Origin of the sequence: Agromyces archimandritae (genome assembly GCF_018024495.1) — a bacterium.
Taxonomy (GTDB): Bacteria; Actinomycetota; Actinomycetes; order Actinomycetales; family Microbacteriaceae; genus Agromyces; species Agromyces archimandritae.
This window is the reverse complement of the sequence record NZ_CP071696.1, coordinates 131,998-152,059: the sequence shown is the minus strand read 5'-3', so window position 1 is coordinate 152,059 and position 20,062 is coordinate 131,998. Positions and strand designations below refer to the sequence as shown.

Below are 20,062 nucleotides of genomic sequence, written 5' to 3'. Positions count from 1 at the left end.
GCCGACATCGCCGACAGTCTCGGAGTGCGCCTATCGGTCGGACGCACCGGGGTTTGCTGGGACAACGCCGTGGCCGAATCGTTCTTCAGCATGCTGAAGAACGAGATGTACCACCGGTACCACTTCACGACCCGAGCGCAGGCACGGTTCCACGTCATGCAGTACATCGAAGTGTTCTACAACCGTCGCAGATTGCACTCGAGCCTCGGATACCGCACCCCGGCCGAAGTCCGAGCCCAGCACGACCCTCAGACCGCGATCGCGGCCTGAACACCAAACAGACCGTCCACCGAACTTGACACAGCCCACTTATAGCGCGTGGCGAACAACGTCTCCTCGGTGGAGTACCCCGTTACGCGGGGCCGTTCCTGATAGTTCATCTGTACTCCGGTCTCTTCTGGATCGCTGACCAAGCATCGCGGCCCACTGGGCACGGGTCAACCACCAGCATGGATTTCTACCCCGTTGAACCGTGTTCTGGGGGCTCGGGCCCTCGCATGCTGAGGCAGGACGTCCTGTTCGATAAGGTTCACGAGATGTCTACTGTGTCTTACGGGGGCCGCGAGGTCGAGGCCGCGCGGGTGCAGCGTCGCACGCTGACGGTCGTCGTGGCGAGCCAGGTGCTCGGCGGGGCGGGGCTGGCCGCGGGCATCACGGTGGGGGCGCTGCTCGCGCAGGAGATGCTCGGCTCGGACGGGCTGGCGGGGCTGCCGACGGCGCTGTTCACGCTGGGTGCGGCGCTCACGGCATTCCTCGTGGGGCGTACTACCCAGCGCTTCGGGCGACGCACCGGCCTCGCGGCGGGCTTCCTGGCGGGCGCCGCGGGCGCGGCCGGCGTCGTCATGGCGGCGGTGACCGGCAGCATCCCGTTGCTGTTCGTCGCGCTCTTCGTCTACGGGGCGGGCTCGGCAACGAACCTGCAGGCCCGGTATGCCGGCACCGACCTCGCCCGCCCGGAGCGCCGCGGGCTCGCGGCGAGCACCGCGATGGTCTCGACGACGCTCGGCGCGGTCGCCGGCCCGAATCTCGTCGAGCCGCTCGGCGAGTTCGCGACGGGTCTCGGCATTCCCGCCCTCGCCGGCCCGTTCCTCCTCGCCGGCACCGCGTTCCTCGCCGCCGGGCTCGTGCTTGTCGTCTTCCTCCGCCCCGACCCGTTCCTGCTCGCGCGCCGTCTCGAGGCCGAGCGCGCGGCGGACGCGGCCGCACGCGAAACGCGGGACGAGACGAGCGAGACGAGCACGTCCGATGACGCCGCGGTGGATGCCGCGACCCCGGCTCCCGGCCCGAAACCCGCCCCGCGCACCGGCAGCGGTGCCTACGTCGGAGCGACGGTGATGGTGCTCACCCAGATCGCAATGGTCGCGATCATGACGATGACCCCCGTGCACATGCGCGCCCATCACCACGGGCTCGGCGAGGTCGGTCTCGTCATCGGCATCCACATCGGCGCCATGTACCTGCCGTCGCTGCTCACCGGCTGGCTCGTCGACCGCATCGGCCGCACGCCCATGGCCGTCGCCTCGGGCCTCACCCTGCTGGCGGCCGGTCTCACGGCGGCCTTCGCGCCGGGCGATTCGCTCGCGGGCCTCATCATCGCCCTCGCCCTGCTCGGCCTCGGCTGGAACTTCGGCCTCATCGCCGGCACCGCCCTCGTCGTCGACGCGACCGAGCCGGCCGGCCGGGCCAAGGTGCAGGGCACCATCGACGTCCTCGTCTCGCTCGCCGGCGCCGGCGGTGGCGCCATGTCGGGCGTCGTCGTCGCCGGATCCAGCTTCGCCGTGCTCGGCCTGTCGGGCGGGATCCTCTCGCTCCTGCTCATCCCGGTGCTGTTCTGGGCGCGCCGCGGCCGGCCGGGCGCGGGCCGGGACGAGATCGGAACCCAGGAGGAGCAGCGGACATGATGAGCGATGGTGTCGCGATGGTTCTGCTCGGTGTGCTCTCGGTGGCTTCGCTCATCGCGGTCATCGTGCTGTCGATCCGGCAGTACCGTTCGCTGGACGATGACGAACGGCGCCACGGCCATAACGACAAGCCTGATACGCGCGACGATCCGGGCGACGGCCCCGACCGGGACTGACTCGCGCTCGAAGCGCCACGAAGCGTCACGAGGCGTCTCGATGCATCACGAGACGGCTTCGGCCGTCACCGCGATCGCATCCACCGCCGTATCGCCGCGGATCCGCCGCATGAGCCCCACGACCTCGTCGACCGCTTCGATCGTGAGCCCCTTGCAGACGACGCTCGTCGGCCCGAGGGATTCGAGGCCGCCGGCACGGATGCGGATGACCTCCCAGCCGACCTCGCGCAGCGCTTCGTCCTTCTCGCGATCCGAGGCCTCCTTCAGCCCGCGGTGGGCACGCCGGCTGCGGCCGGGGTCGTCGTACTCGACCGCGATGCGCAGCTGGGGCACGATGATGTCGGGCCAGACCTCCTGCCGGCCGTAGAACATGCGGGCGATGCGGATCGCGTTCACCCGGTGGTGCAGGCGGATGCGTTCGCCGAGCAGCGTGCGCAGCCGCTGCTCGATCTGCGAGGTGCCGGTGCGGAGCCCCGGCTTCATGAACGGCACGCCGGCGTCGCGCACGGCGCCGGGGGCGAGGGCGTTGCGCCTGCATTTCTCGCACGAGGGCCCCGTGAGCACCTCGCGCACGCTCGCCTCGTAGCGGTCGTGCCCGCGCGTGCAGCGCCAGTCGTAGCGGGCGCCGACGCGCGTCTCGGCGGCGAGCGCGGCGCGCTGGGCCGGGGCGACCTTCGCGAGCAGTTCGCTGCGGGATCGCTGCGTCTCGTCGATGAGCATGCACAGCGGGCACACGCGCCGCAGCAGGTGCGCGCCGCGGGCGACGTCGCCGCCGTGGCCGCAGGCGAAGGCGATCTCGGGCATCTCGGGTTCCGTTCCGGCGCCGTCGTCCGGCGCCCGCATCCATGATGCGGCCACCCTCCGACATCGGTGAATCGCGCGTCCGGCGGGTGTCGGTGGGTCGGCCGAGAATGGATGCGTGCAGATCTTCGTCGGCGAGGCCCCCGGCGGGCGCGTCTCCATGCTGCGTGTGGATGCCGGCGGGGCGGTCGACGCGCTGCCCGAGCTCGACGCGGGCGCGCTGCCGGCGGCCGTCGCCGCGCTCGAGGCGGCGGAGTCGCCGCACTGGGTGTGGGCGGATGCGCGCCGCTGGTACCCTGGACTGCTCGGCGCCGGCGTGCGCATCGGCCGCGCCCACGATCTGCGCTTGTGCGCGGCGATCCTCGCTGGGTCTGCTGCGGCCGAGCTCGCCCGCCGGGTGCATCCGCCCGCGCCGGCGTGGGTGTCGGCGCCTCGCGGCGGCGCCGAACGCGTACCGGCTGCGGCTGCGCTCTTCGAGCTCGACGGCGAAGCCCCGGCCGAGCGGGCACCCGACGAACCGGCGACCGCCGCACGGGTGTTCACCGAGTTCGGCCGGCAGCAGGCGATCGTGCGCGACTCGGCTGCGCCGGGAGCGCTCCGGCTCCTGCTCGCCGCGGAGTCGGTCGGCGGGCTCATCGGCGTCGAGATGGAGTCGGCCGGGCTGCCCTGGGATCCCGGATTGCACGAACGCGTCCTCGAAGAGGCCCTCGGTCCACGCCCGGCGCACGGCGGCAAACCCGAGCGCATGGCCGAGCTCGCCGCCGAAGTCCGCACGGCGCTCGAGCAGCCCGGTGTGAACCTCGATTCGCAGGCCGATCTGCTGCGGGCCCTGCAGCGAGCCGGCATCGCCGTGGCCACGACGAGGCGCTGGGAGCTGCGCGAGCACGAGCACCCGGCGATCGAACCCCTGATCGCCTACAAGAAGCTCTCACGCCTGCTCACGGCCAACGGCTGGGCGTGGCTGGCCGAATGGGTGCAGGGCGGCCGGTTCAGGCCCGAGTACGTGCCGGGCGGTGCGGCGACCGGCCGATGGGCGACGAACGGCGGCGGCGCCCTGCAGCTGCCCAAGCAGGTGCGGCGCGCCCTCGTCGCCGACCCCGGCTGGCGTCTCGTCGTCGCCGACGCCGCACAGCTCGAACCCCGGGTGCTCTCGGCGATCGCGCGCGACCCGGCGATGGCCGCCGCCGGTCGCGGACGGGACTTCTACGCCGGCCTCGTCGATCGCGGTGTGGTCGAGCACCGCGACGCCGCGAAGGTCGCGATCCTCGGTGCGCTCTACGGTGCGACGAGCGGTGAGAGCGGCCGGCTCGTGCCTCGGCTCGCCCGCGCCTACCCGCGGGCGATGGCGCATGTGGATACCGCGGCTCGCGAGGGCGAGCGCGGCGGGGTCGTGACGACCTTCCTCGGGCGGTCCTCGCCGTCTCCGTCGGCGGGTTGGCGGGCATTGCAGTCCGCGGCGAGCCAGCCGGGCGCATCCGCCGCCGACGAACGCCGGGCGCGCAGCTCGGCGCGCGACTGGGGGCGTTTCACCCGCAACTTCGTCGTGCAGGGCTCGGCGGCCGAATGGGCGCTGTGCTGGATGGGGGAGTTGCGCAAGCGCCTCATGGCGATGGATGCCGGGGCGCCGTCGGCCAGGGCGGATGCATCGGGTCCGGCATTCGCCGGCGTTCCGCATCTCGTGTTCTTCCTGCATGACGAGATCATCGTGCACTCGCCGGCGGAGCTCGCCGACGAGGTTGCCGGGCATGTGCGCGAATCCGCCGCCGAGGCGGGGCGACTGCTGTTCGGCGACTTCCCGGTCGAGTTCCCGCTCGATCTCGCGATCGTCGAAAGCTACGATCAGGCCGGCTGAGACCCGCCGGCCGCGCGGGCCGCTGCAGGGCGGCCGCGCCTCGGCCGGTCGCTCCGGGGCGCGAGCTCGGCGCCGCCCGGGGCGTCGTCTTCGGCGGCGGCCATCGTCTCGAGCCAACGCAATGCGGCGCGGGCGCGCTCGGCGACGGCGACGGCGCCCGCCGTCGCCAACTGCAGCTCGGGACTCGCTCCGCCTGCCGGGGGCCCGGGAGCGCGGGCACCGCCCGCATCCAGGCGTTCCGTCCACCGGGCGCGTTCGGCGGCGATGACGCGTGCCGCGTCGCGCCCCGGCAGGGAACGGGCGAGCAGCACCCGGTCGACGGTTTCGTCCCACGGGTCGGCGCCTACGGCATCCACACCGCCGAGCCAGCGCTCGGCTGCCCGGCGACCCGCATCCGTCAGGCGGTGCAGGGGCAGTCCGTCATCGGTCGTGCCGGCGGCCTCCACGAGGCCCTGCCTCGCGAGGCGTTCGATCGTCGCATAGCTCTGGCCGACGTTCACGGCGCGCCGACCGCCCGTGCGCCGCGCGAGTTCGCCGTGCACCTGGAAACCGTATGCCGGGCCGAGGGAGAGGATCACGAGCATCGCATCTCGTACCGCCACCGCCACCTCCGATCGATTCACCGAGTATATGGTTTCGAGACCGACTCTTGCCAGCACCCCGGATCCGCGGCATAATCGGGCCTGCGGGCCAGCCCGCACAATCGAAGACGCCGCCAGGGCACCGTTCGTGAGGTCGTAGGGGAAGACGCACCTCGGGGAGAACGGAGAACATCATGGCGGAGCGAGCCACGCGGCCCATGCGCGCCGCGCGGGGAGTGCTGTATGTGCACTCCGCGCCGAAGGCGCTGTGCCCGCACGTCGAATGGGCGGTCGGCACGGCGCTCGGTGAAGCGGTCAACTTCGACTGGACCGAGCAGCCGGTGCTGCGGGGCGCCATGCGCACCGAATACACCTGGGAGGGCGCGACGGGCACGGGCGCGCGCATCGCCTCGGCCCTGCACGGCTGGGAGCAGCTGCGGTTCGAGGTGAGCGAAGACCCGTCGGCCGCCGCCGACGGTTCCCGGTGGTCGCACACTCCGCAGCTCGGGATCTTCCACGCCGTCATCGACTCCGCCGGCAACACGCTCGTGCCCGAGGACCGCATCCGCATGGCGATGGAGGTCGGCGGTGCCGACCCCCTCGAACTGCACCGCGAACTCCGCCTCGCCCTCGGGCAGGCGTGGGACGACGAACTGGAGCCGTTCCGGCACGCGAGCGACTTCGCCCCCGTCGTCTGGCTGCACCGGGTCGGCTGAGGCGCCGCCGGCCGAGGCGCCGCCGTGCTCAGACCGAGCGGAACGCCGCGACGGCGTTGTGCCCGCCGAACCCGAAGGAGTTCGACACGACGAGCTGCGCGCCGTCGCCGAGGGGCTGCGCCTCGCCCGAGACGCGCAGCGGGATCTCGGGATCCTGCGTCGTCAGGTTGATCGTCGGGGGAGCGATGCGGTCGCGGATCGCGAGGATCGAGAACACCGCCTCGAGCGCCCCGGTGCCGCCGAGCAGGTGCCCGGTCGAGGCCTTCGTCGCCGACACCGGGATCTCGGTGATGCGGTCGCCGAACACGGTCTTCAGGGCCGTGAACTCGGCGATGTCGCCGACCGGGGTGCTGGTCGCATGCGCGTTGATGTGGGTGACGTCGTCGGGCACCGCCCCGGCGGCCGCGAGGGCCTGCTGCACCGCCCGCGAGGCGCCGCGGCCCTCGGGGTCGTTCGCGGTGATGTGGTACGAGTCGGCGCTGACGCCGCCGCCGGCGAGCTCCGCGTAGATGCGGGCGCCGCGGGCGCGGGCGTGCTCCTCGGTCTCGAGCACGAGGCTCGCCGCCCCTTCGCCCATGACGAAGCCGTCGCGGTCGACGCTGTAGGGGCGCGATGCGGTCGCCGGGTCGTCGTTGCGGCGCGAGAGGGCCTGCATCGAGGAGAACGCGGCGACGGTGATGGGGTGGATCGCCGACTCGGTGCCCCCGGCGATGATGACGTCGGCGAGGCCCAGCTGCAGGTGCTCGTAGGCGGAGACGAGCGACTCGGTGCTCGAGGCGCACGCCGAGGCCACGGTCCGTGCGAAGGCGCGGGCGTGGAAGTGCATGGAGACCGCTGCCGCTGCCGCGTTCGGCATGAGCATCGGCACGGTCATGGGCATGACGCGGCGCGGCCCGCGCTCGCGCAGCGTGTCCCAGGCGTCCAGCAGCGTCCACACGCCGCCGATGCCGGTCGCGAAGTCGACGCCGAGCCGTTCCGGCGCCACTTCGGGGGCCCCGGCATCCGCCCAGGCCTCCATCGCCGAGATCAGGGCGAACTGGCTCGACGGGTCGAGGCGCTTGGCCACGGGGCGCTCGAGCACCTCTTCGGGGCGCACCTTCGCCTCGGCGGCGAAGGTGACCGGCAGCTCGTACTTCGACACCCATTCGTGCTCGAGGCTGCGGGCACCGGACTCGCCGGCGAGCAGTGCGGCCCAGCTTTCGGCGACGGTACCGCCGAGCGGCGAGGTGGCGCCGACGCCGGTGATGACGATCTTCTTGGTCATGCGAGAAACACTCCGGATGAATGGACACAGGCCGGGCAGGCCGGTTTCCCGGCCCGCCCGGAAACGGTCAGGCCTGAGCCTTGACGATGAACTCGACGGCGTCGCCGACGGACTTGAGGTTCTTGACCTCTTCGTCGGGGATCTTCACGTCGAACTTCTCCTCGGCGTTGACGACGATCGTCATCATGGAGATCGAGTCGATGTCGAGGTCGTCGGTGAACGACTTGTCCAGCTCGACCGTGTCGGTGGCGATGCCGGTCTCGTCGTTGATGAGCTCGGCCAGGCCGGCGAGGACTTCTTCGGTGGACTGGGCCATGTGTTCTTCTCCTTGCGGGTGGGGGTATGTCTCTCGTGACCGAGAGACAGTCTAGGGGGACGGGTATTCGCGGTTCAGGGAAGAACCACGACTTGGGCGCCGAAGACGAGGCCGGCGCCGAAGCCGATCTGGAGGGCGAGGCCTCCCGAGAGCTCGGGATGCTCGGCGAGCAGCCGGTGGGTGGCCAGCGGGATGGATGCCGCCGAGGTGTTGCCGGTCGTCTCGATGTCGCGGGCGATCGCGACGGTTTCCGGCAGCTTCAGCTGCTTCGCGAACTCGTCGACGATGCGCATATTGGCCTGGTGCGGGATGAACGCGGCCAGGTCGGATGCCGAGATCCCGGCGGCGTCGAGCGCCTGCTTGGCGACCTTGGCCATGTCCCACACCGCCCAGCGGAAGACCGTCTGGCCCTCCTGGCGAAGCGTGGGCCATTCGCCGCGGCCGTCGCGGTAGTCGACGAGAGTGCGGTTCATGCCGACGGCGCCGGCCTTCGAACCGTCGGAGCCCCAGATCGTCTTCGAGATGCCGGGGAACTCGCTCGGGCCGATCACGACGGCGCCGGCGCCGTCGCCGAGGAGGAACGAGATGGAGCGGTCGGTCGGGTCGACGACGTCGGAGAGCTTCTCGGCGCCGATGACGAGCGCGTAGTGGGCGAGCCCGGTGCGGATGAGCGAGTCGGCCTGCGCGACGGCATACGCGTAGCCGGCGCATGCGGCGTTCTCGTCGTAGGCGGCCGCGGGGTTCGCGCCGACGCGGTCGGCGACGACGGCCGCCATCGACGGGGTCTGCTGCACGTTCGAGATCGTCGCGATGATGACGAGGTCGATGAGCTCGGGGGAGACCCCGCTGCGCTCGATCGCCTCGCGGGCAGCCTCGGTCGCGAGGTCCACGGCGAGCACGCCGTCGCCCGCGCGGCTGCGGGTGACGATCCCGGTGCGCTGGCGGATCCACTCGTCGGACGAATCGATCGGGCCGATCAGATCCTCGTTCGGCACGCTCATCTCGCCGCGTGCGGCACCGATCGCGTAGATGCGCGTGTACGCGGGGCCGTGCGCCTGCTGGAGGGTGGGATGTGTCGTCATTCGTGGGTCTCCGGAGGTCAAGCGGCCTGCTCGATGAGCTGGATCGCGGCGGTCAGATCGTCGGGGGTCTTCACCGCCACGGCGGGCACGCCCTTCAGCGCGCGCTTCGCGAGGCCGACGAGGGCGCCGGCCGGGGCGAGTTCGATGATGCCGGTGACGCCTGCGGCCGCGAAGGACTCCATGCAGCGGTCCCACCGCACGGGGGAGGCGACCTGGCCGACGAGCAGCTCGACGAAGCGTTCGCCCGAGTCGACCTCGCTGCCGTCTCGGTTCGTCCAGAGGCGGATGCCGGGGTCGGCCGGTTCGAGATTCGCGGCGACCGCGGCGAGCCGCTCACGGGCGGGTGCCATGTAGCGGGTGTGGAACGCGCCGGCGACCTGCAGCGGCATGACGCGCGTGCCGGGCAGCGGATCGGCCTTCAGCGCGTCGAGCGCGTCGAGGGCGCCGGCGACGACGATCTGCCCACCGCCGTTGAAGTTCGCCGCCTCCAGGCCGAGCTCGGCCAGGCGTGGGGCGAGGGTCTCCTCGTCGGCGCCGAGCACGGCGCTCATGCCCGTGGGGGTCGCCGCTGCGGCCTCGGCCATCGCCCGGCCGCGTTCGGCGACGAAGCGCATCGCCTCGTCGCCGGCGAGCACGCCGGCGCCGGCCGCCGCGGTGATCTCGCCGACCGAGTGCCCGGCGATGCCGCCGATGCGTTCGGCGCGGCCGTCGGCCAGGAGGGCGTCGAGCGTGATGAGGCCGGCGGCCACGATGAGCGGCTGGGCGACGGCCGTATCCCGGATGGTGTCCGCATCGCTCAAGGTGCCGGCTTCGGCGAGGTCGATGCCGGCGGCTGCCGACAGCTCGGCGACGCGTTCGCGCGCCGCATCCGAGGCGAGCCAGGGGGTGAGGAAGCCGGGGGTTTGCGAGCCCTGTCCGGGGCAGACGACGACGATCACCGCTCCAGTCTGCCAATCCGACGGAACGGGGGAGTGTGCCGATCCGACAAGCTATTCGCAGAAGCTTTGTGCGTGTGCACCAGTCACTTGCTCGGGCGTCGCCGGGGCGGATGCTCGTGGTCGCTCATCGACCCGATGATGAGCGCCGACTGCAGGATGAGCGCCTCACGGGCGCCCGTCGCATCCCAGCCGATGACATCCGAGACGCGCTTCAGGCGGTAGCGCACCGTGTTCGGATGCACGAACAGTTCGCGGGCCGTCGCCTCCAGCGAGCGTCCGTTGTCGAGGTAGCTCCACAGCGTCGTCAGCAGCTCGGTCGAATGCGCCTGCAGCGGCCGGTAGATCCGGTGCACGAGCGTCGCACGGGCGAGCGGATCGCCGGCGAGTGCGCGCTCGGGCAGCAGATCGTCGGCGTGCACGGGCCGCGGCGCGTGCCGCCAGGAGCGCGCGACCGCGAATCCGGCGAGCGCGGCCTTGGCGCTCTTGGAGGCGTCCACGAGGTTCGGCACTTCGTGCCCGAGCACCAGATGCCCCGAACCGAAGAAGGGCTCCAGCTGCGTGGCGATGTCCATGAAGCTCATCGCCCCGGCCGTGCCGATGGTCTCCTCGCCCTCGGGGCCGCGCGCCTCGGCACGTCCGATGACGAGCACGAGGCGGTTGCCCTGCACCCCGATGAGCACATCGGCGCGCATGTGGCGAGCGGTGCGGCGCACCTGGTCGACGTCGAGCTGCTTGGGGGCGGTGCCCACGAGGACGGCCACCTCGCCGTGGCCGTGCCAGCCGAGGGCCGCGATCCGGCTCGGCAGCTCGTCGTCGTACTCGCCCGAGAGGATCGAGTCGACCACGAGCGCTTCGAGGCGTGCATCCCAGAGGCCGCGCGCCTCGGCCGCCCGGGCGTAGACGTCCGCCGCGGCGAAGGCGATTTCGCGCGAGTACAGCAGGATGGCCTCGCGCAGATCCTCTCCGCCGTCCTTGACGCGATCCTCGACGACCTCGACGGTCACGCGGATGAGCTGCAGCGTCTGCTGCAGGCTCACCGAACGCAGCAGCTCCCGGGGGGCGGCGCCGAACACGTCGGCGGCGATCCACGGCGTGGACCGCGGGTCGTCGAACCAGGCGATGAAGGAGGTGATGCCCGCCTGGGCGACCAGGCCGACGGCACTGCGTCGTCCAGGCGGCATCTCGCGATACCAGGGCAGGGTCTCTTCGAGCCGGTTCAGCGTCTGCGTCGCGAGCTCACCCGAGATGGTCCGCAACCACGCGAGCGTCTCTTCCTTCGTCCTGGATTTCGCCACCTCGGATCAGGCCTCGCCTCCGGCCGTGCCCGACGTGCCGGCATTGACGTCGTGCAGGCGGTACTTCTCGATCGCGGAGGCCGTGAGCGAGGCATCCACCTCACCGCGGGCGGCGAGGGAAGCGAGCGTACGCACGACGAGCGACGGGCCGTCGATCTTGAAGTAGCGCCGGGCGGCGGCGCGGGTGTCGGAGAACCCGAAGTCGTCGGCGCCGAGCGTCGCGAAGTCTCCCGGAACCCAGGCACGGATCTGGTCGGGCACCGCGTGCATGTAGTCCGAGACGGCCAAGACCGGGCCCGAGGTCTGCGAGAGGCGTTCGGTGACGTAGGGCACGAGGCGCTGGGCGCCCGGGTTCAGCAGGTTGTGCTCGTCGGCGGCGAGGCCGTCGCGGCGGAGTTCGCCCCAGCTGGTGACCGACCACACATCGGCCGACACGCCCCAGTCCTCGGCGAGGAGCTGCTGCGCTTCGAGCGCCCACGGCACACCGACGCCCGAGGCCAGCAGCTGCGCCTTCGGGCCGGCCGCGGCCGACTCCGAGATGCGGTGCATGCCGCGGAGGATGCCGTCGACGTCGGCCCCGTCGGGCTCGGCCGGCTGCACGAGGGGCTCGTTGTAGGCCGTCAGGTAGTACATGACGTTCGGGTCGGGGTGCTCGCCGCCGTACATCCGCTGCAGGCCTGCGCGGACGATGTGCCCGATCTCGTAGCCGTAGGCCGGGTCGTAGGCGACGACGGCCGGGTTCGTGGATGCCAGGAGCAGCGAGTGCCCGTCGGCGTGCTGCAGGCCCTCGCCGGTGAGCGTCGTGCGGCCGGCGGTCGCGCCGATGAGGAAGCCGCGCGCCATCTGGTCGCCGGCCGCCCACAGGGCGTCGCCGGTGCGCTGGAACCCGAACATCGAGTAGAAGACGTAGATCGGGATGAGCGGCTGGCCGTGCGTGGCGTACGAGGTGCCGACGGCGGTGAAGGCCGCCATGGCCCCGGCCTCGTTGATGCCGACGTGGAGGATGTGGCCCTGCGGGCTCTCCTTGTACGCCAGCAGCAACTCGCGGTCGACCGAGGTGTAGTGCTGGCCGTTCGGGTTGTAGATCTTCGCGTTCGGGAAGAAGGCGTCGATGCCGAAGGTGCGGGCCTCGTCCGGGATGATCGGCACGATCCGCCCGCCGATGTCCTCGGCGCGCATGAGGTCCTTCAGCAGTCGGACGAAGGCCATCGTCGTGGCGATCTCCTGCGTGCCCGAGCCCTTCTTCGCGATCGCGTAGGCCTTGTCGTCCGGCAGCTTGATGTCCACGTGCTTCGAACGGCGCTCGGGGATGTAGCCGCCGAGCGCACGGCGACGCTCGTGCAGGTACTGGATCGCCTCGTCCTGCTCGCCCGGGTGGTAGTACGGGGGCAGGTAGGGGTTCTCCTCGAGCTGCGCGTCGGTCACGGGGATGCGCATGGCATCCCGGAACGTCTTCAGGTTGTCGAGCGTGAGCTTCTTCATCTGGTGGGTCGCGTTGCGACCCTCGAAGCTCGGTCCGAGGCCGTAGCCCTTGATCGTCTTCGCGAGGATGACAGTCGGCTGCCCCTTGTGCGCCATCGCCGCCTTGAACGCCGCGTACACCTTGCGGTAGTCGTGGCCGCCGCGCTTCAGACCCCACACCTGGTCGTCGCTGTAGTCCTTGACGAGTTCGAGGGCGCGCGGGTCGCGGCCGAAGAAGTTCTCGCGCACGAAAGCGCCGTTCTCGGCCTTGTACGTCTGGTAGTCGCCGTCGGGCGTGACGTTCATGAGGTTGCGGAGCGCCCCGTCGTGGTCGCGGGCGAGCAGGTCGTCCCACTCGCGGCCCCAGACGACCTTGATGACGTTCCAGCCGGCGCCGCGGAAGAAGCTCTCGAGCTCCTGGATGATCTTGCCGTTGCCGCGCACGGGGCCGTCGAGGCGCTGCAGGTTGCAGTTGACGACGAAGGTCAGGTTGTCCAGGCCCTCGTTGGCGGCGACCTGCAACTGGCCGCGGCTCTCGACCTCGTCCATCTCGCCGTCGCCGAGGAAGGCCCAGACGTGCTGGTCGCTGGCATCCTTGATGCCGCGGTTGGTGAGGTACTTGTTCAGCTGCGCCTGGTAGATCGCGTTGATCGGGCCGAGGCCCATCGACACGGTCGGGAACTCCCAGAACTCGGGCATGAGCCGCGGGTGCGGGTAGGAGGACAGGCCGTGCGGGGCGTGCGACTTCTCCTGCCGGAACCCGTCGAGGTCGTCCTCGGAGAGGCGGCCCTCGAGGAAGGCGCGCGCGTACGGGCCGGGGGAGGCGTGCCCCTGGATGAAGATCTGGTCGCCGCCGCCGGGGTGGTCCTTGCCGCGGAAGAAGTGGTTGAAGCCGACCTCGTAGAGCGAGGCGCTCGAGGCGTAGGTGGAGATGTGGCCGCCGACGGCGATGCCGGGGCGCTGCGCCCGGTGCACCATGATCGCCGCGTTCCAGCGGATCCACGCCCGGTAGCGGCGCTCGATGTCCTCGTCGCCGGGGAAGTCGGGCTCGTTCTCGGGCGCGATGGTGTTCAGGTAGTCCGTCGTCGGCACCATGGGCACGCCGAGGTGCAGTTCCTTGGAACGCTTGAGCAGGCTCAGCATGATCTCCCGCCCGCGCTGGTGGCCCTTCTCGGCGACGAGCGCGTCGAGCGATTCACCCCATTCGGCGGTCTCCTCGGGGTCTGCGTCAAGCGCCTCGACGGAGTACGGATCCTGGTCGTTGACAGTCACAGTCGACCTTTCTCTCCTGCAGATCATGGCTGCATCGGGATGTGCGCACGACGAAGAGACCGGGTCTCGGTCTCGTGGCACGTCGCCATACTAGTGAGTCTATGCCCGGCTCCGCGCACGCGGGCGGCCGCCCCGGGCGGCATGCGGGAGTGGCTAGGATCGGGCCGGAAACCGCGAGCGATGAGGAGTCACCGATGACGATCAAGGCAGGCCTGCCGGCCCCCGATTTCGAGCTGTCCGACCAGTTCGGCGAACCCGTCCGTCTCTCGGAGCTGCGCGGGGCGCCGGTGACGCTCGTGTTCTTCCCGCTCGCCTTCTCGGGCCGGTGCACGGGCGAGCTCTGCGAGTTGCGCGACAACATCTCGCTGTTCCGGGATGCCGGGGTGCAGCTCATCGGCATCTCGGTCGACTCGAAGTGGGCGCTGCGCGCCTGGGCCGAGCAGGAGGGCTACGACTTCCGCCTCCTCGCCGACTTCTGGCCGCACGGGGCGGTCGCCCGGGAGTACGGCGTCTTCCTCGAAGAGGCCGGCATCGCCACGCGTGCCACGATCGTCATCGACGCCGAGGGCGTGGTGCGCGAGGTGTTCGAGACCTCGCCGGGCGAAACGCGGCCGCTGTCGGCCTACCGCGAGGCGATCGCCGCGCTCTGAGCGCGCCGACCCGGGCCGGCGCCGGACTCGGCCGCGACCGGCTCGCCGGCTCGGCTCACGCTCCGATGATGCCGACCGAGCGTGCGATCACGAGCGCGAGGATGACGAAACAGCCGAAGGCCTGCACCCCCATGAGCAGCTTCGCCCGGGGCGAGAGCGGCATGGCATCCGTCGCCGAAAAGGCCATCGAGTTCGACAGTGAGCTGTACAGGTAGTCGTTGAACCTCGGCGTCCAGTCGTGCACGGCCGAGGATCGCCTGGCGACCTCCTCGACGGCATCGTCGTCCTCGTCCTGCGGGAAGCGGAAGTCGGCGACCGGCAGCTTCGCGCGGGCGACGCTCGTGCGCACGACCGGCCCGCCGCGATCCAGCTCCCAGTAGAGCAGCGCGAAGCCGATGACGTTCGCGACCCACACCTGCAGGGCCGCCAGCAGCAGCCAGAGCGCCTCGGGCTGCGCCGAGATGAGCTGGAAGAGCAGGATGACGAGCGTGACCTGGTTGGCGATGACGAGCAGGAGCGCGAGGATGACCGAGAGCGCCCGCGACCACAGCGTCTCCTTCGTGAGGTGCCGCGGGTTGATGACGATGAGCGGCACGATGAGCGCGAGCCCGATGATCACGACGACGTAGCGCTGGATGCCGAGCAGCTCGTTCGGCAGGAACACGTAGAGCGCGAGCGCGCCGAGCAGGCCGGCGACCGCAGGCCAGCGGTGCTCGGGATGCGTGCGTCTCGTCTGGTCGCCTTCGCCCGGTTCCCCCATGGGCCGAGTCTGGCACGTCGTGGGTGCGGATGCTCCGGCGCCGCGCCCGGTAGACTCGCGGTGCGCTGCGGCGCGCGGGCCTGTAGCTCAGCTGGTAGAGCGCCACGTTTACACCGTGGATGTCGTCGGTTCGATCCCGGCCGGGCCCACCGGATCAGCTCGGCGCCCGGCCTGACCGGTAGGCTGGTCGGCGTGCCGAGCCTTGCCGACGTGATGCGCATCACCGAAGACCTCTGGCCCGCCGCGGGTGCCGAGGCCTGGGATGCGCCGGGGCTCGTGACGGGCGATCCCGGCGCCGGGGTCGAACGCATCATCCTCGCGGTGGATGCCGTGGGCGCCACCGTCGACGAGGCCCTCGCCGCAGGCGCCGACCTCCTCCTCACGCACCATCCGCTGCTGCTCCGCGGGGTGACGACCGTCGCCGAGGACCGCTACAAGGGGGCCCTCATCGCCCGCCTCATCCGCGGCGGCTGCGCGCTGCTGGCCGCGCACACGAACGCCGACGTGGTGGATGCCGGCACCTCGGCCGTGATCGCGGATCGCCTCGGCCTCCTGGAGCAGCGCCCGATCGTGCCGGATGCGGGCGGGGCCGCCGGCCTCGGCCGTGTGGGCCGTCTGTCGGAGCCGACGACGCTCGGCCGCCTCGCCCGCACCCTGGCCGCCATCCTGCCGCCGACGGCGAGCGGGGTGCGCGCCGCGGGCGACTACGACCGGCCGGTGTCGACCGTCGCGCTCTGCGCGGGCGCGGGCGATTCGCTGCTCGCGGATCCGGCCGTGCGCGCGGCCGATGCGTACGTCACGAGCGACCTGCGCCACCATCCGGCGTCCGAGGCCGTCGAGCAGGCGGCCGTCGCCGGCGGCCCGGCCCTCATCGACACCTCGCACTGGGCGAGCGAGTGGCTCTGGCTCGACACCGCGGCCGAGCAGCTGCGCGCCGCACTGCCGGGCGTCGACGTCCGCGTCTCCGAACTCCGCACCGACCCGTGGGACTTCCAGATCGTCCAATGAGCGCCCCGCGCCCGCCCCGAACCCGCACGAACACCGACCCGAGGAGCACCACGTGAAGGCCACCCCCGCCGAGCAGCAGGACCTTCTGCGGCTCCAGGCCGTCGACACCCGGCTGCAGCAGCTCGCCCATCGTCTCGGCGCGCTGCCGCAGACGGCCCGTATCGCCGAGCTCGACGCTGAGGATGCGGGCATCCGCCGCACACGCGTCGAGTCCCTCGGCACCCTCGAGGACGCCCGCACCGAGCTCGCTCGCGTCGAGTCCGATGTGCAGGTGGTCGAGGCGCGCATCCAGCGCGACGTCGATCGTCTGCAGGCGACGAGCTCGGTCAAGGACGTGCAGGCCCTCGAGGCGGAGCTCGTCTCGCTGCGCAATCGACTCGCCGAGCTCGAGGAGGCGGAGCTGATCGTCATGCAGCGCGTCGAGGATGCCGAGCGCGTCGTCGCTGGGCAGGACGCCGAGCGGGCTCGGATCGCCGAGTCGAAGGCCGGCCAGGAGCAGGAACGGGATGCGGCGGCCGGCGACCTCGCCGTCGAACGCGGACAGGCCGAGCGCGATCGCACGGCGGTCGCCGGGACGGTTCCGGCCGAGCTCCTCGCCCTTTACGGGCGCAAGCGCGTCGCCGGCGGCGGCGTCGGCGCGGCCCTCCTGCAGCAGCGCGCCTGCGGCGGATGCACGATGACCCTCACGGGCACCGACCTGGACGCGGTGCGCCGGGCGCCGGCCGATGAGGTGCTGTTCTGCCCCGAGTGCGATCGCATCCTCGTCCGCACCGACGAATCCGGCCTCTAGACTGGAGGGCGAACGGGCCGGCAAGACGGTCGCGTCACCCGGAGACGGGTGCCGAGGAACGTCCGGGCTCCGCAGGGCAGGACGGTGGGTAACACCCACCCGGGGCGACCCGCGAGACAGTGCCACAGAAAGCAAACCGCCGCAGGCGACTGCGGTAAGGGTGAAACGGTGGGGTAAGAGCCCACCAGCGGCCGCGGTGACGCGGTCGGCTCGGCAAACCTCGTCCGGAGCAAGGTCAGACAGGGAACCATGGGGCGGCCCGCCCCGTTCCCGGGTAGACCGCTGGAGCGGCACGGCAACGTGTCGCCGAGAGAGATGGCCGTCCAGCCGTCGCACCCCCGGGTGCACGGGGGACAGAACCCGGCGTATCAGCCGGCCCGTTCGCCACCTCCGGTGCCGCCGGTGGATGCCGGGGCGGCGCGCTCAGAACGTCGCGGCGAGGGAGGCGGCGCCGAGGATGCCCGCGTCGTTGCGGTGCGCGGCCGGCACGATCGGCGTGCCGAGGTCGAGCAGCGGCAGGAATTCCGCGTGGTGCTTCGAGACGCCCCCGCCGACGATGAAGAGGTCGGGGGAGAAGAGGAACTCGACCGCGCGGTAGAAGCGCTGCAGGCGGGCGGCCCATTCGGCCCAGCCGAGGCCTTCGCGCTTCATCGCCGAGTAGGCCGCGCGCTTCTCGGCCTGCGCCCCGTCGACCTCCAGATGCCCGAGCTCGGTGTTCGGCACGACGACGCCGTCGTAGATGAACGCCGAACCGATGCCGGTGCCGAGCGTCGTCAGGATCGACAGCCCCTCGGCATCCACCGCGGCACCGAAGCGCAGCTCCGCGTACCCGGCCGCGTCGGCGTCGTTCACGAAGTGGATCTCGCGCTCGAGGGCCTCTTCGAACATCGCCTCGGCGGGCAGGCCGATCCACTCGTCGGAGACGTTGGCGGCCGACATGGTGCGCCCGCGCTTGACGATGGTGGGAAAGCAGATGCCGAGCGGCAGGTTCCCGGCACCCGGCGGGGTGATCGCCTCGAGCAGCGCGCCGGTGGTGCGCAGGATGTCGCGGGGGCGGCCGCCCGGCGGGGTGGCGAGCTTCACGCGTTCGCCGGCGAGTCCGCCCGAACCCAGGTCGACGAGCGCCCCCTTGATGCCCGTGCCGCCGATGTCGATGCCGATGGCGAGATCGCTGACCACTCCGTCACCCTACCGTGCGCGAGGAGGCGCCTACGGCAGGGTGAGGATGTCCGCGCCGCGCTCGGTGACGACGAGGGTGTGCTCGAACTGCGCGGTCCGGCTGCGGTCGGCGGTGACGACCGTCCAGTCGTCGGCCCACAGCTCCCAGTCGGCGCCGCCGCCGGCCGTGAGCATGGGCTCGATCGTGAAGACCATGCCGGGCTCCATGACGGTGTCGGCGGCCGGCTCGTCGTAGTGGGGGATGACGAGGCCCGTGTGGAAGGCACGGCCGACCCCGTGGCCCGTGTAGTCGCGGACGACGCCGTAGCCGAAGCGTTTGGCGTAGGACTCGATCGCGCGGCCGATGACGTTGACCTGCCGGCCGGGGGCGACGGCCTTGATGCCGCGGGCGAGGGCTTCCTTCGTTCGCTCGACGAGCAGGCGCGTGGCCTCGTCGGCGTCGCCGACGAGGAACGTCGCGTTGAGATCGCCGTGGTAGCCGTCCTTGAACGCCGTCACGTCGAGGTTCACGAGGTCGCCGTCCTCGAGCACGGTGTCGTCGGGGATGCCGTGGCAGACGACCTCGTTGACCGAGGTGCAGCTCGACTTCGGGTAGCCCCGGTAGCCGAGCGTCGACGGGTAGGCGTCGTGGGCGAGGAGGTGCTCGTGCACGACGCGGTCGATCTCGTCGGTCGTGGTGCCGGGGCGGATGATGCCGGCGGCGGCTTCGATCGACTGCGCGGCGATGCGGCCGGCGGCACGGATCAGCTCGACCTCGCCGGGCGAATAGCGGTCGCCGCCCGTGTTCGGCGCCGGTGCGGACCGGCCCACGTATTCGGGGCGCGGGATGGATGCCGGCACGGGGCGGGCCGGCGACAGGCGGCCGGGGATCAGCAGGCCGGAGGAGTCCTTGGGCATAGGATCAGCCTATGTCTGACGATGTCGAGCGGATGTACTGGTACAACCTGCGCACCGGCGAGGTCGAGCAGGGTTTCCAATCGCCGGCCGTGGATCGGGTCGGCCCGTTCGAGACGCGGGCCGAGGCCGAGCGGGCGCTCGAGATCCTGCGTGCGAACAGCGCGAAGTGGGCCGAGGAGGACGAGGCGGAAGACTGAGCGGCGGCTCGGGGGATCCGGGTTCAATACGAGTGCTCGGGCCCCGGATACGCGCCTGAGGCGACATCGGCCTGCCAGGCTTTCGCTGCCGTGTCGAGGGTTCCGGCCAGGTCGGCGTACTGCTTCACGAACTTCGGGATCCGCCCGCTCGTGAGCCCGGCCCAGTCGGTCCAGACGAGCAGTTGCCCGTCGCAGTGCGGCCCGGCGCCGACCGAGATCGTCGGGATCCGGAGCCGCGCGGTGACCTGCGCCGCGGCATCCGCCGGCACCATCTCGAGCACGACGGCGAAGGCGCCGGCCTCCTGCACGGCCAGGGCGTCGGCGATGAGCTCGTCGACGGCGTCGCCGCGGCCCTGGATGAGGTGTCCGCCGAGGCCGTGCTCGCTCTGCGGCGTGAAGCCGATGTGCCCCATCACGGGCACGCCGGCCTGCACGATGCGGGCGATCTGCTCGCTGCTGCGCCGCCCGCCCTCGAGCTTCACGGCGTGCGCGCCGGTCTCCTTCATGAAGCGGATGGCGGTGTGCAGGGCCTCCTCGGCCCCGGCCTCGTAGGAGCCGAACGGCAGATCGGCGACGACGAAGGCGCGGCGGACGGATCGGGCGACGGCCCGCGTGAGGGGGATGAGCTCGTCGACCGTGACGGGCAGGGTCGTGTCGTAGCCGAAGACGGTGTTGCCGGCCGAGTCGCCGACGAGCAGGAAGTCGATCCCGGCCCGGTCGAAGATGCCCGCCGTGAGGGTGTCGTAGCTCGTGAGCCCGGTGATCTTCACGCCGTCGCGTTTGGCGTTGGCGAAGTGCCGGGTGCGCACGCGCTTGGGGCCGTCGCCGGCGCTCCGGCCGTAGGGTCGCTCCTCTGACATAGCGGGAGTCTAGGGCGTGTCGGTCGGGGCCGCTGCCGCTACGCTTGAGGGGCGAGAGAGGGAGTG

General features: G+C 71.6%; 20 protein-coding genes, 1 tRNA gene, 1 other RNA gene and 1 pseudogene. 11 read left to right on the top strand and 12 right to left on the bottom strand.

Translation table 11 applies throughout. The features are described from left to right. Positions 1-21: 21 nt before the first annotated feature. From G127AT_RS00760 to G127AT_RS00750, 3 genes and pseudogenes are all read left to right on the top strand, one after another. Positions 22-270, top strand: a pseudogene (locus G127AT_RS00760) (integrase core domain-containing protein); the annotation flags it as partial. Between the two features lie 266 nt (positions 271-536). Beyond that, positions 537-1,901, top strand: coding sequence for an MFS transporter (locus G127AT_RS00755; protein ID WP_210898852.1), 1,365 nt, complete (start codon positions 537-539; stop codon positions 1,899-1,901). Beyond that, positions 1,901-2,077: a hypothetical protein gene (locus G127AT_RS00750; protein ID WP_210898850.1), complete on the top strand. Its 177-nt coding sequence runs from the start codon at positions 1,901-1,903 to the stop codon at positions 2,075-2,077. The genes G127AT_RS00755 and G127AT_RS00750 overlap by 1 nt, the downstream gene beginning before the upstream one ends. A 45-nt stretch (positions 2,078-2,122) precedes the next feature. Here G127AT_RS00750 and G127AT_RS00745 read toward each other — a convergent pair whose 3' ends face one another. After that, positions 2,123-2,881: a hypothetical protein gene (locus G127AT_RS00745; protein WP_210898848.1), complete on the bottom strand. Its 759-nt coding sequence runs from the start codon at positions 2,879-2,881 to the stop codon at positions 2,123-2,125. A gap of 157 nt (positions 2,882-3,038) precedes the next feature. Between G127AT_RS00745 and G127AT_RS00740 the strand changes: the two genes are divergently transcribed. Beyond that, positions 3,039-4,730, top strand: coding sequence for a bifunctional 3'-5' exonuclease/DNA polymerase (locus tag G127AT_RS00740; RefSeq protein ID WP_210901668.1), 1,692 nt, complete (start codon positions 3,039-3,041; stop codon positions 4,728-4,730). Here the strand turns inward: G127AT_RS00740 and G127AT_RS00735 are convergent. After that, a complete protein-coding gene (locus G127AT_RS00735; RefSeq protein ID WP_210898846.1) occupies positions 4,718-5,332 on the bottom strand; it encodes a PadR family transcriptional regulator in 615 nt (204 codons plus the stop codon). The two genes, G127AT_RS00740 and G127AT_RS00735, sit on opposite strands and share 13 nt — an antisense overlap. Positions 5,333-5,505: 173 nt before the next feature. On the opposite strand from G127AT_RS00735, the gene G127AT_RS00730 reads away from it, so the two are divergent. After that, positions 5,506-6,027 (top strand): DUF3145 domain-containing protein, encoded by a 522-nt coding sequence (locus G127AT_RS00730; protein ID WP_244857662.1) that lies wholly within the window; start codon positions 5,506-5,508, stop codon positions 6,025-6,027. Positions 6,028-6,055: 28 nt separating this feature from the next. On the opposite strand, the gene G127AT_RS00725 is transcribed toward G127AT_RS00730, so the two are convergent. From G127AT_RS00725 to aceE, 6 genes are all read right to left on the bottom strand, one after another. Continuing rightward, complete coding sequence (locus G127AT_RS00725; protein WP_210898844.1) at positions 6,056-7,291, bottom strand: beta-ketoacyl-[acyl-carrier-protein] synthase family protein; 1,236 nt, start codon at positions 7,289-7,291, stop codon at positions 6,056-6,058. 67 nt (positions 7,292-7,358) lie between these two features. Then, positions 7,359-7,607, bottom strand: a complete 249-nt coding sequence (locus tag G127AT_RS00720; protein WP_210898841.1) for an acyl carrier protein — start codon at positions 7,605-7,607, stop codon at positions 7,359-7,361. 74 nt (positions 7,608-7,681) lie between these two features. After that, positions 7,682-8,689 carry a beta-ketoacyl-ACP synthase III gene (locus tag G127AT_RS00715; protein ID WP_210898839.1) on the bottom strand — a complete coding sequence of 336 codons (1,008 nt, stop codon included), beginning with the start codon at positions 8,687-8,689 and terminating at the stop codon, positions 7,682-7,684. Positions 8,690-8,706: 17 nt separating this feature from the next. After that, positions 8,707-9,627 (bottom strand): ACP S-malonyltransferase, encoded by a 921-nt coding sequence (locus tag G127AT_RS00710; RefSeq protein WP_210898837.1) that lies wholly within the window; start codon positions 9,625-9,627, stop codon positions 8,707-8,709. Between the two features lie 83 nt (positions 9,628-9,710). Beyond that, the gene (locus tag G127AT_RS00705) at positions 9,711-10,922 is read right to left on the bottom strand and encodes a PucR family transcriptional regulator (RefSeq protein WP_244857661.1); all 1,212 of its coding nucleotides are present in this window, start codon (positions 10,920-10,922) and stop codon (positions 9,711-9,713) included. Between the two features lie 6 nt (positions 10,923-10,928). Further along, complete coding sequence (gene aceE, locus G127AT_RS00700; protein ID WP_210898835.1) at positions 10,929-13,655, bottom strand: pyruvate dehydrogenase (acetyl-transferring), homodimeric type; 2,727 nt, start codon at positions 13,653-13,655, stop codon at positions 10,929-10,931. A gap of 194 nt (positions 13,656-13,849) precedes the next feature. Between aceE and G127AT_RS00695 the strand changes: the two genes are divergently transcribed. Then, on the top strand, positions 13,850-14,305 hold the full coding sequence (locus G127AT_RS00695; protein WP_210898832.1) for a peroxiredoxin: 456 nt from the start codon (positions 13,850-13,852) through the stop codon (positions 14,303-14,305). 55 nt (positions 14,306-14,360) lie between these two features. On the opposite strand, the gene G127AT_RS00690 is transcribed toward G127AT_RS00695, so the two are convergent. Next, positions 14,361-15,065, bottom strand: a complete 705-nt coding sequence (locus tag G127AT_RS00690) for a hypothetical protein (protein ID WP_210898830.1) — start codon at positions 15,063-15,065, stop codon at positions 14,361-14,363. Between the two features lie 76 nt (positions 15,066-15,141). Here G127AT_RS00690 and G127AT_RS00685 point away from each other — a divergent pair. The 4 genes from G127AT_RS00685 (at position 15,142) to rnpB (ending at position 17,247) form a co-directional block, all read left to right on the top strand. Next, a tRNA-Val gene (locus G127AT_RS00685) sits at positions 15,142-15,214 on the top strand. A gap of 64 nt (positions 15,215-15,278) precedes the next feature. After that, complete coding sequence (locus tag G127AT_RS00680) at positions 15,279-16,073, top strand: Nif3-like dinuclear metal center hexameric protein (RefSeq protein ID WP_210901662.1); 795 nt, start codon at positions 15,279-15,281, stop codon at positions 16,071-16,073. 52 nt (positions 16,074-16,125) lie between these two features. After that, a complete protein-coding gene (locus G127AT_RS00675) occupies positions 16,126-16,863 on the top strand; it encodes a zinc ribbon domain-containing protein (RefSeq protein ID WP_210898828.1) in 738 nt (245 codons plus the stop codon). 13 nt (positions 16,864-16,876) lie between these two features. Further along, positions 16,877-17,247: RNase P RNA component class A (rnpB, locus tag G127AT_RS00670), an RNA gene on the top strand. Between the two features lie 39 nt (positions 17,248-17,286). Here the strand turns inward: rnpB and ppgK are convergent. Together ppgK and map are read right to left on the bottom strand one after the other, a co-directional pair. Next, entirely contained in the window at positions 17,287-18,042 is a 756-nt protein-coding gene (gene ppgK / locus G127AT_RS00665) for a polyphosphate--glucose phosphotransferase (protein WP_210898826.1), read from the bottom strand. Between the two features lie 30 nt (positions 18,043-18,072). After that, on the bottom strand, positions 18,073-18,939 hold the full coding sequence (gene map, locus G127AT_RS00660; RefSeq protein WP_210898824.1) for a type I methionyl aminopeptidase: 867 nt from the start codon (positions 18,937-18,939) through the stop codon (positions 18,073-18,075). Positions 18,940-18,950: 11 nt separating this feature from the next. On the opposite strand from map, the gene G127AT_RS00655 reads away from it, so the two are divergent. Next, entirely contained in the window at positions 18,951-19,136 is a 186-nt protein-coding gene (locus G127AT_RS00655) for an SPOR domain-containing protein (protein WP_210898822.1), read from the top strand. 23 nt (positions 19,137-19,159) lie between these two features. Here G127AT_RS00655 and panB read toward each other — a convergent pair whose 3' ends face one another. Then, entirely contained in the window at positions 19,160-19,996 is an 837-nt protein-coding gene (panB, locus tag G127AT_RS00650) for a 3-methyl-2-oxobutanoate hydroxymethyltransferase (protein WP_210898820.1), read from the bottom strand. Positions 19,997-20,062 lie beyond the last annotated feature (66 nt).

Bases quoted from the DNA above. Each gene is read 5' to 3' on its own strand.
- G127AT_RS00755 (WP_210898852.1), top strand. From the start codon at position 537: ATGTCTACTGTGTCTTACGGGGGCCGCGAGGTCGAGGCCGCGCGGGTG.
- G127AT_RS00750 (WP_210898850.1), top strand. From the start codon at position 1,901: ATGAGCGATGGTGTCGCGATGGTTCTGCTCGGTGTGCTCTCGGTGGCT.
- G127AT_RS00745 (WP_210898848.1), bottom strand. From the start codon at position 2,881: ATGCCCGAGATCGCCTTCGCCTGCGGCCACGGCGGCGACGTCGCCCGC.
- G127AT_RS00740 (WP_210901668.1), top strand. From the start codon at position 3,039: ATGCTGCGTGTGGATGCCGGCGGGGCGGTCGACGCGCTGCCCGAGCTC.
- G127AT_RS00730 (WP_244857662.1), top strand. From the start codon at position 5,506: ATGGCGGAGCGAGCCACGCGGCCCATGCGCGCCGCGCGGGGAGTGCTG.
- G127AT_RS00725 (WP_210898844.1), bottom strand. From the start codon at position 7,291: ATGACCAAGAAGATCGTCATCACCGGCGTCGGCGCCACCTCGCCGCTC.
- G127AT_RS00720 (WP_210898841.1), bottom strand. From the start codon at position 7,607: ATGGCCCAGTCCACCGAAGAAGTCCTCGCCGGCCTGGCCGAGCTCATC.
- G127AT_RS00715 (WP_210898839.1), bottom strand. From the start codon at position 8,689: ATGACGACACATCCCACCCTCCAGCAGGCGCACGGCCCCGCGTACACG.
- G127AT_RS00695 (WP_210898832.1), top strand. From the start codon at position 13,850: ATGACGATCAAGGCAGGCCTGCCGGCCCCCGATTTCGAGCTGTCCGAC.
- G127AT_RS00690 (WP_210898830.1), bottom strand. From the start codon at position 15,065: ATGGGGGAACCGGGCGAAGGCGACCAGACGAGACGCACGCATCCCGAG.
- G127AT_RS00680 (WP_210901662.1), top strand. From the start codon at position 15,279: ATGCGCATCACCGAAGACCTCTGGCCCGCCGCGGGTGCCGAGGCCTGG.
- map (WP_210898824.1), bottom strand. From the start codon at position 18,939: ATGCCCAAGGACTCCTCCGGCCTGCTGATCCCCGGCCGCCTGTCGCCG.
- G127AT_RS00655 (WP_210898822.1), top strand. From the start codon at position 18,951: ATGTCTGACGATGTCGAGCGGATGTACTGGTACAACCTGCGCACCGGC.
- panB (WP_210898820.1), bottom strand. From the start codon at position 19,996: ATGTCAGAGGAGCGACCCTACGGCCGGAGCGCCGGCGACGGCCCCAAG.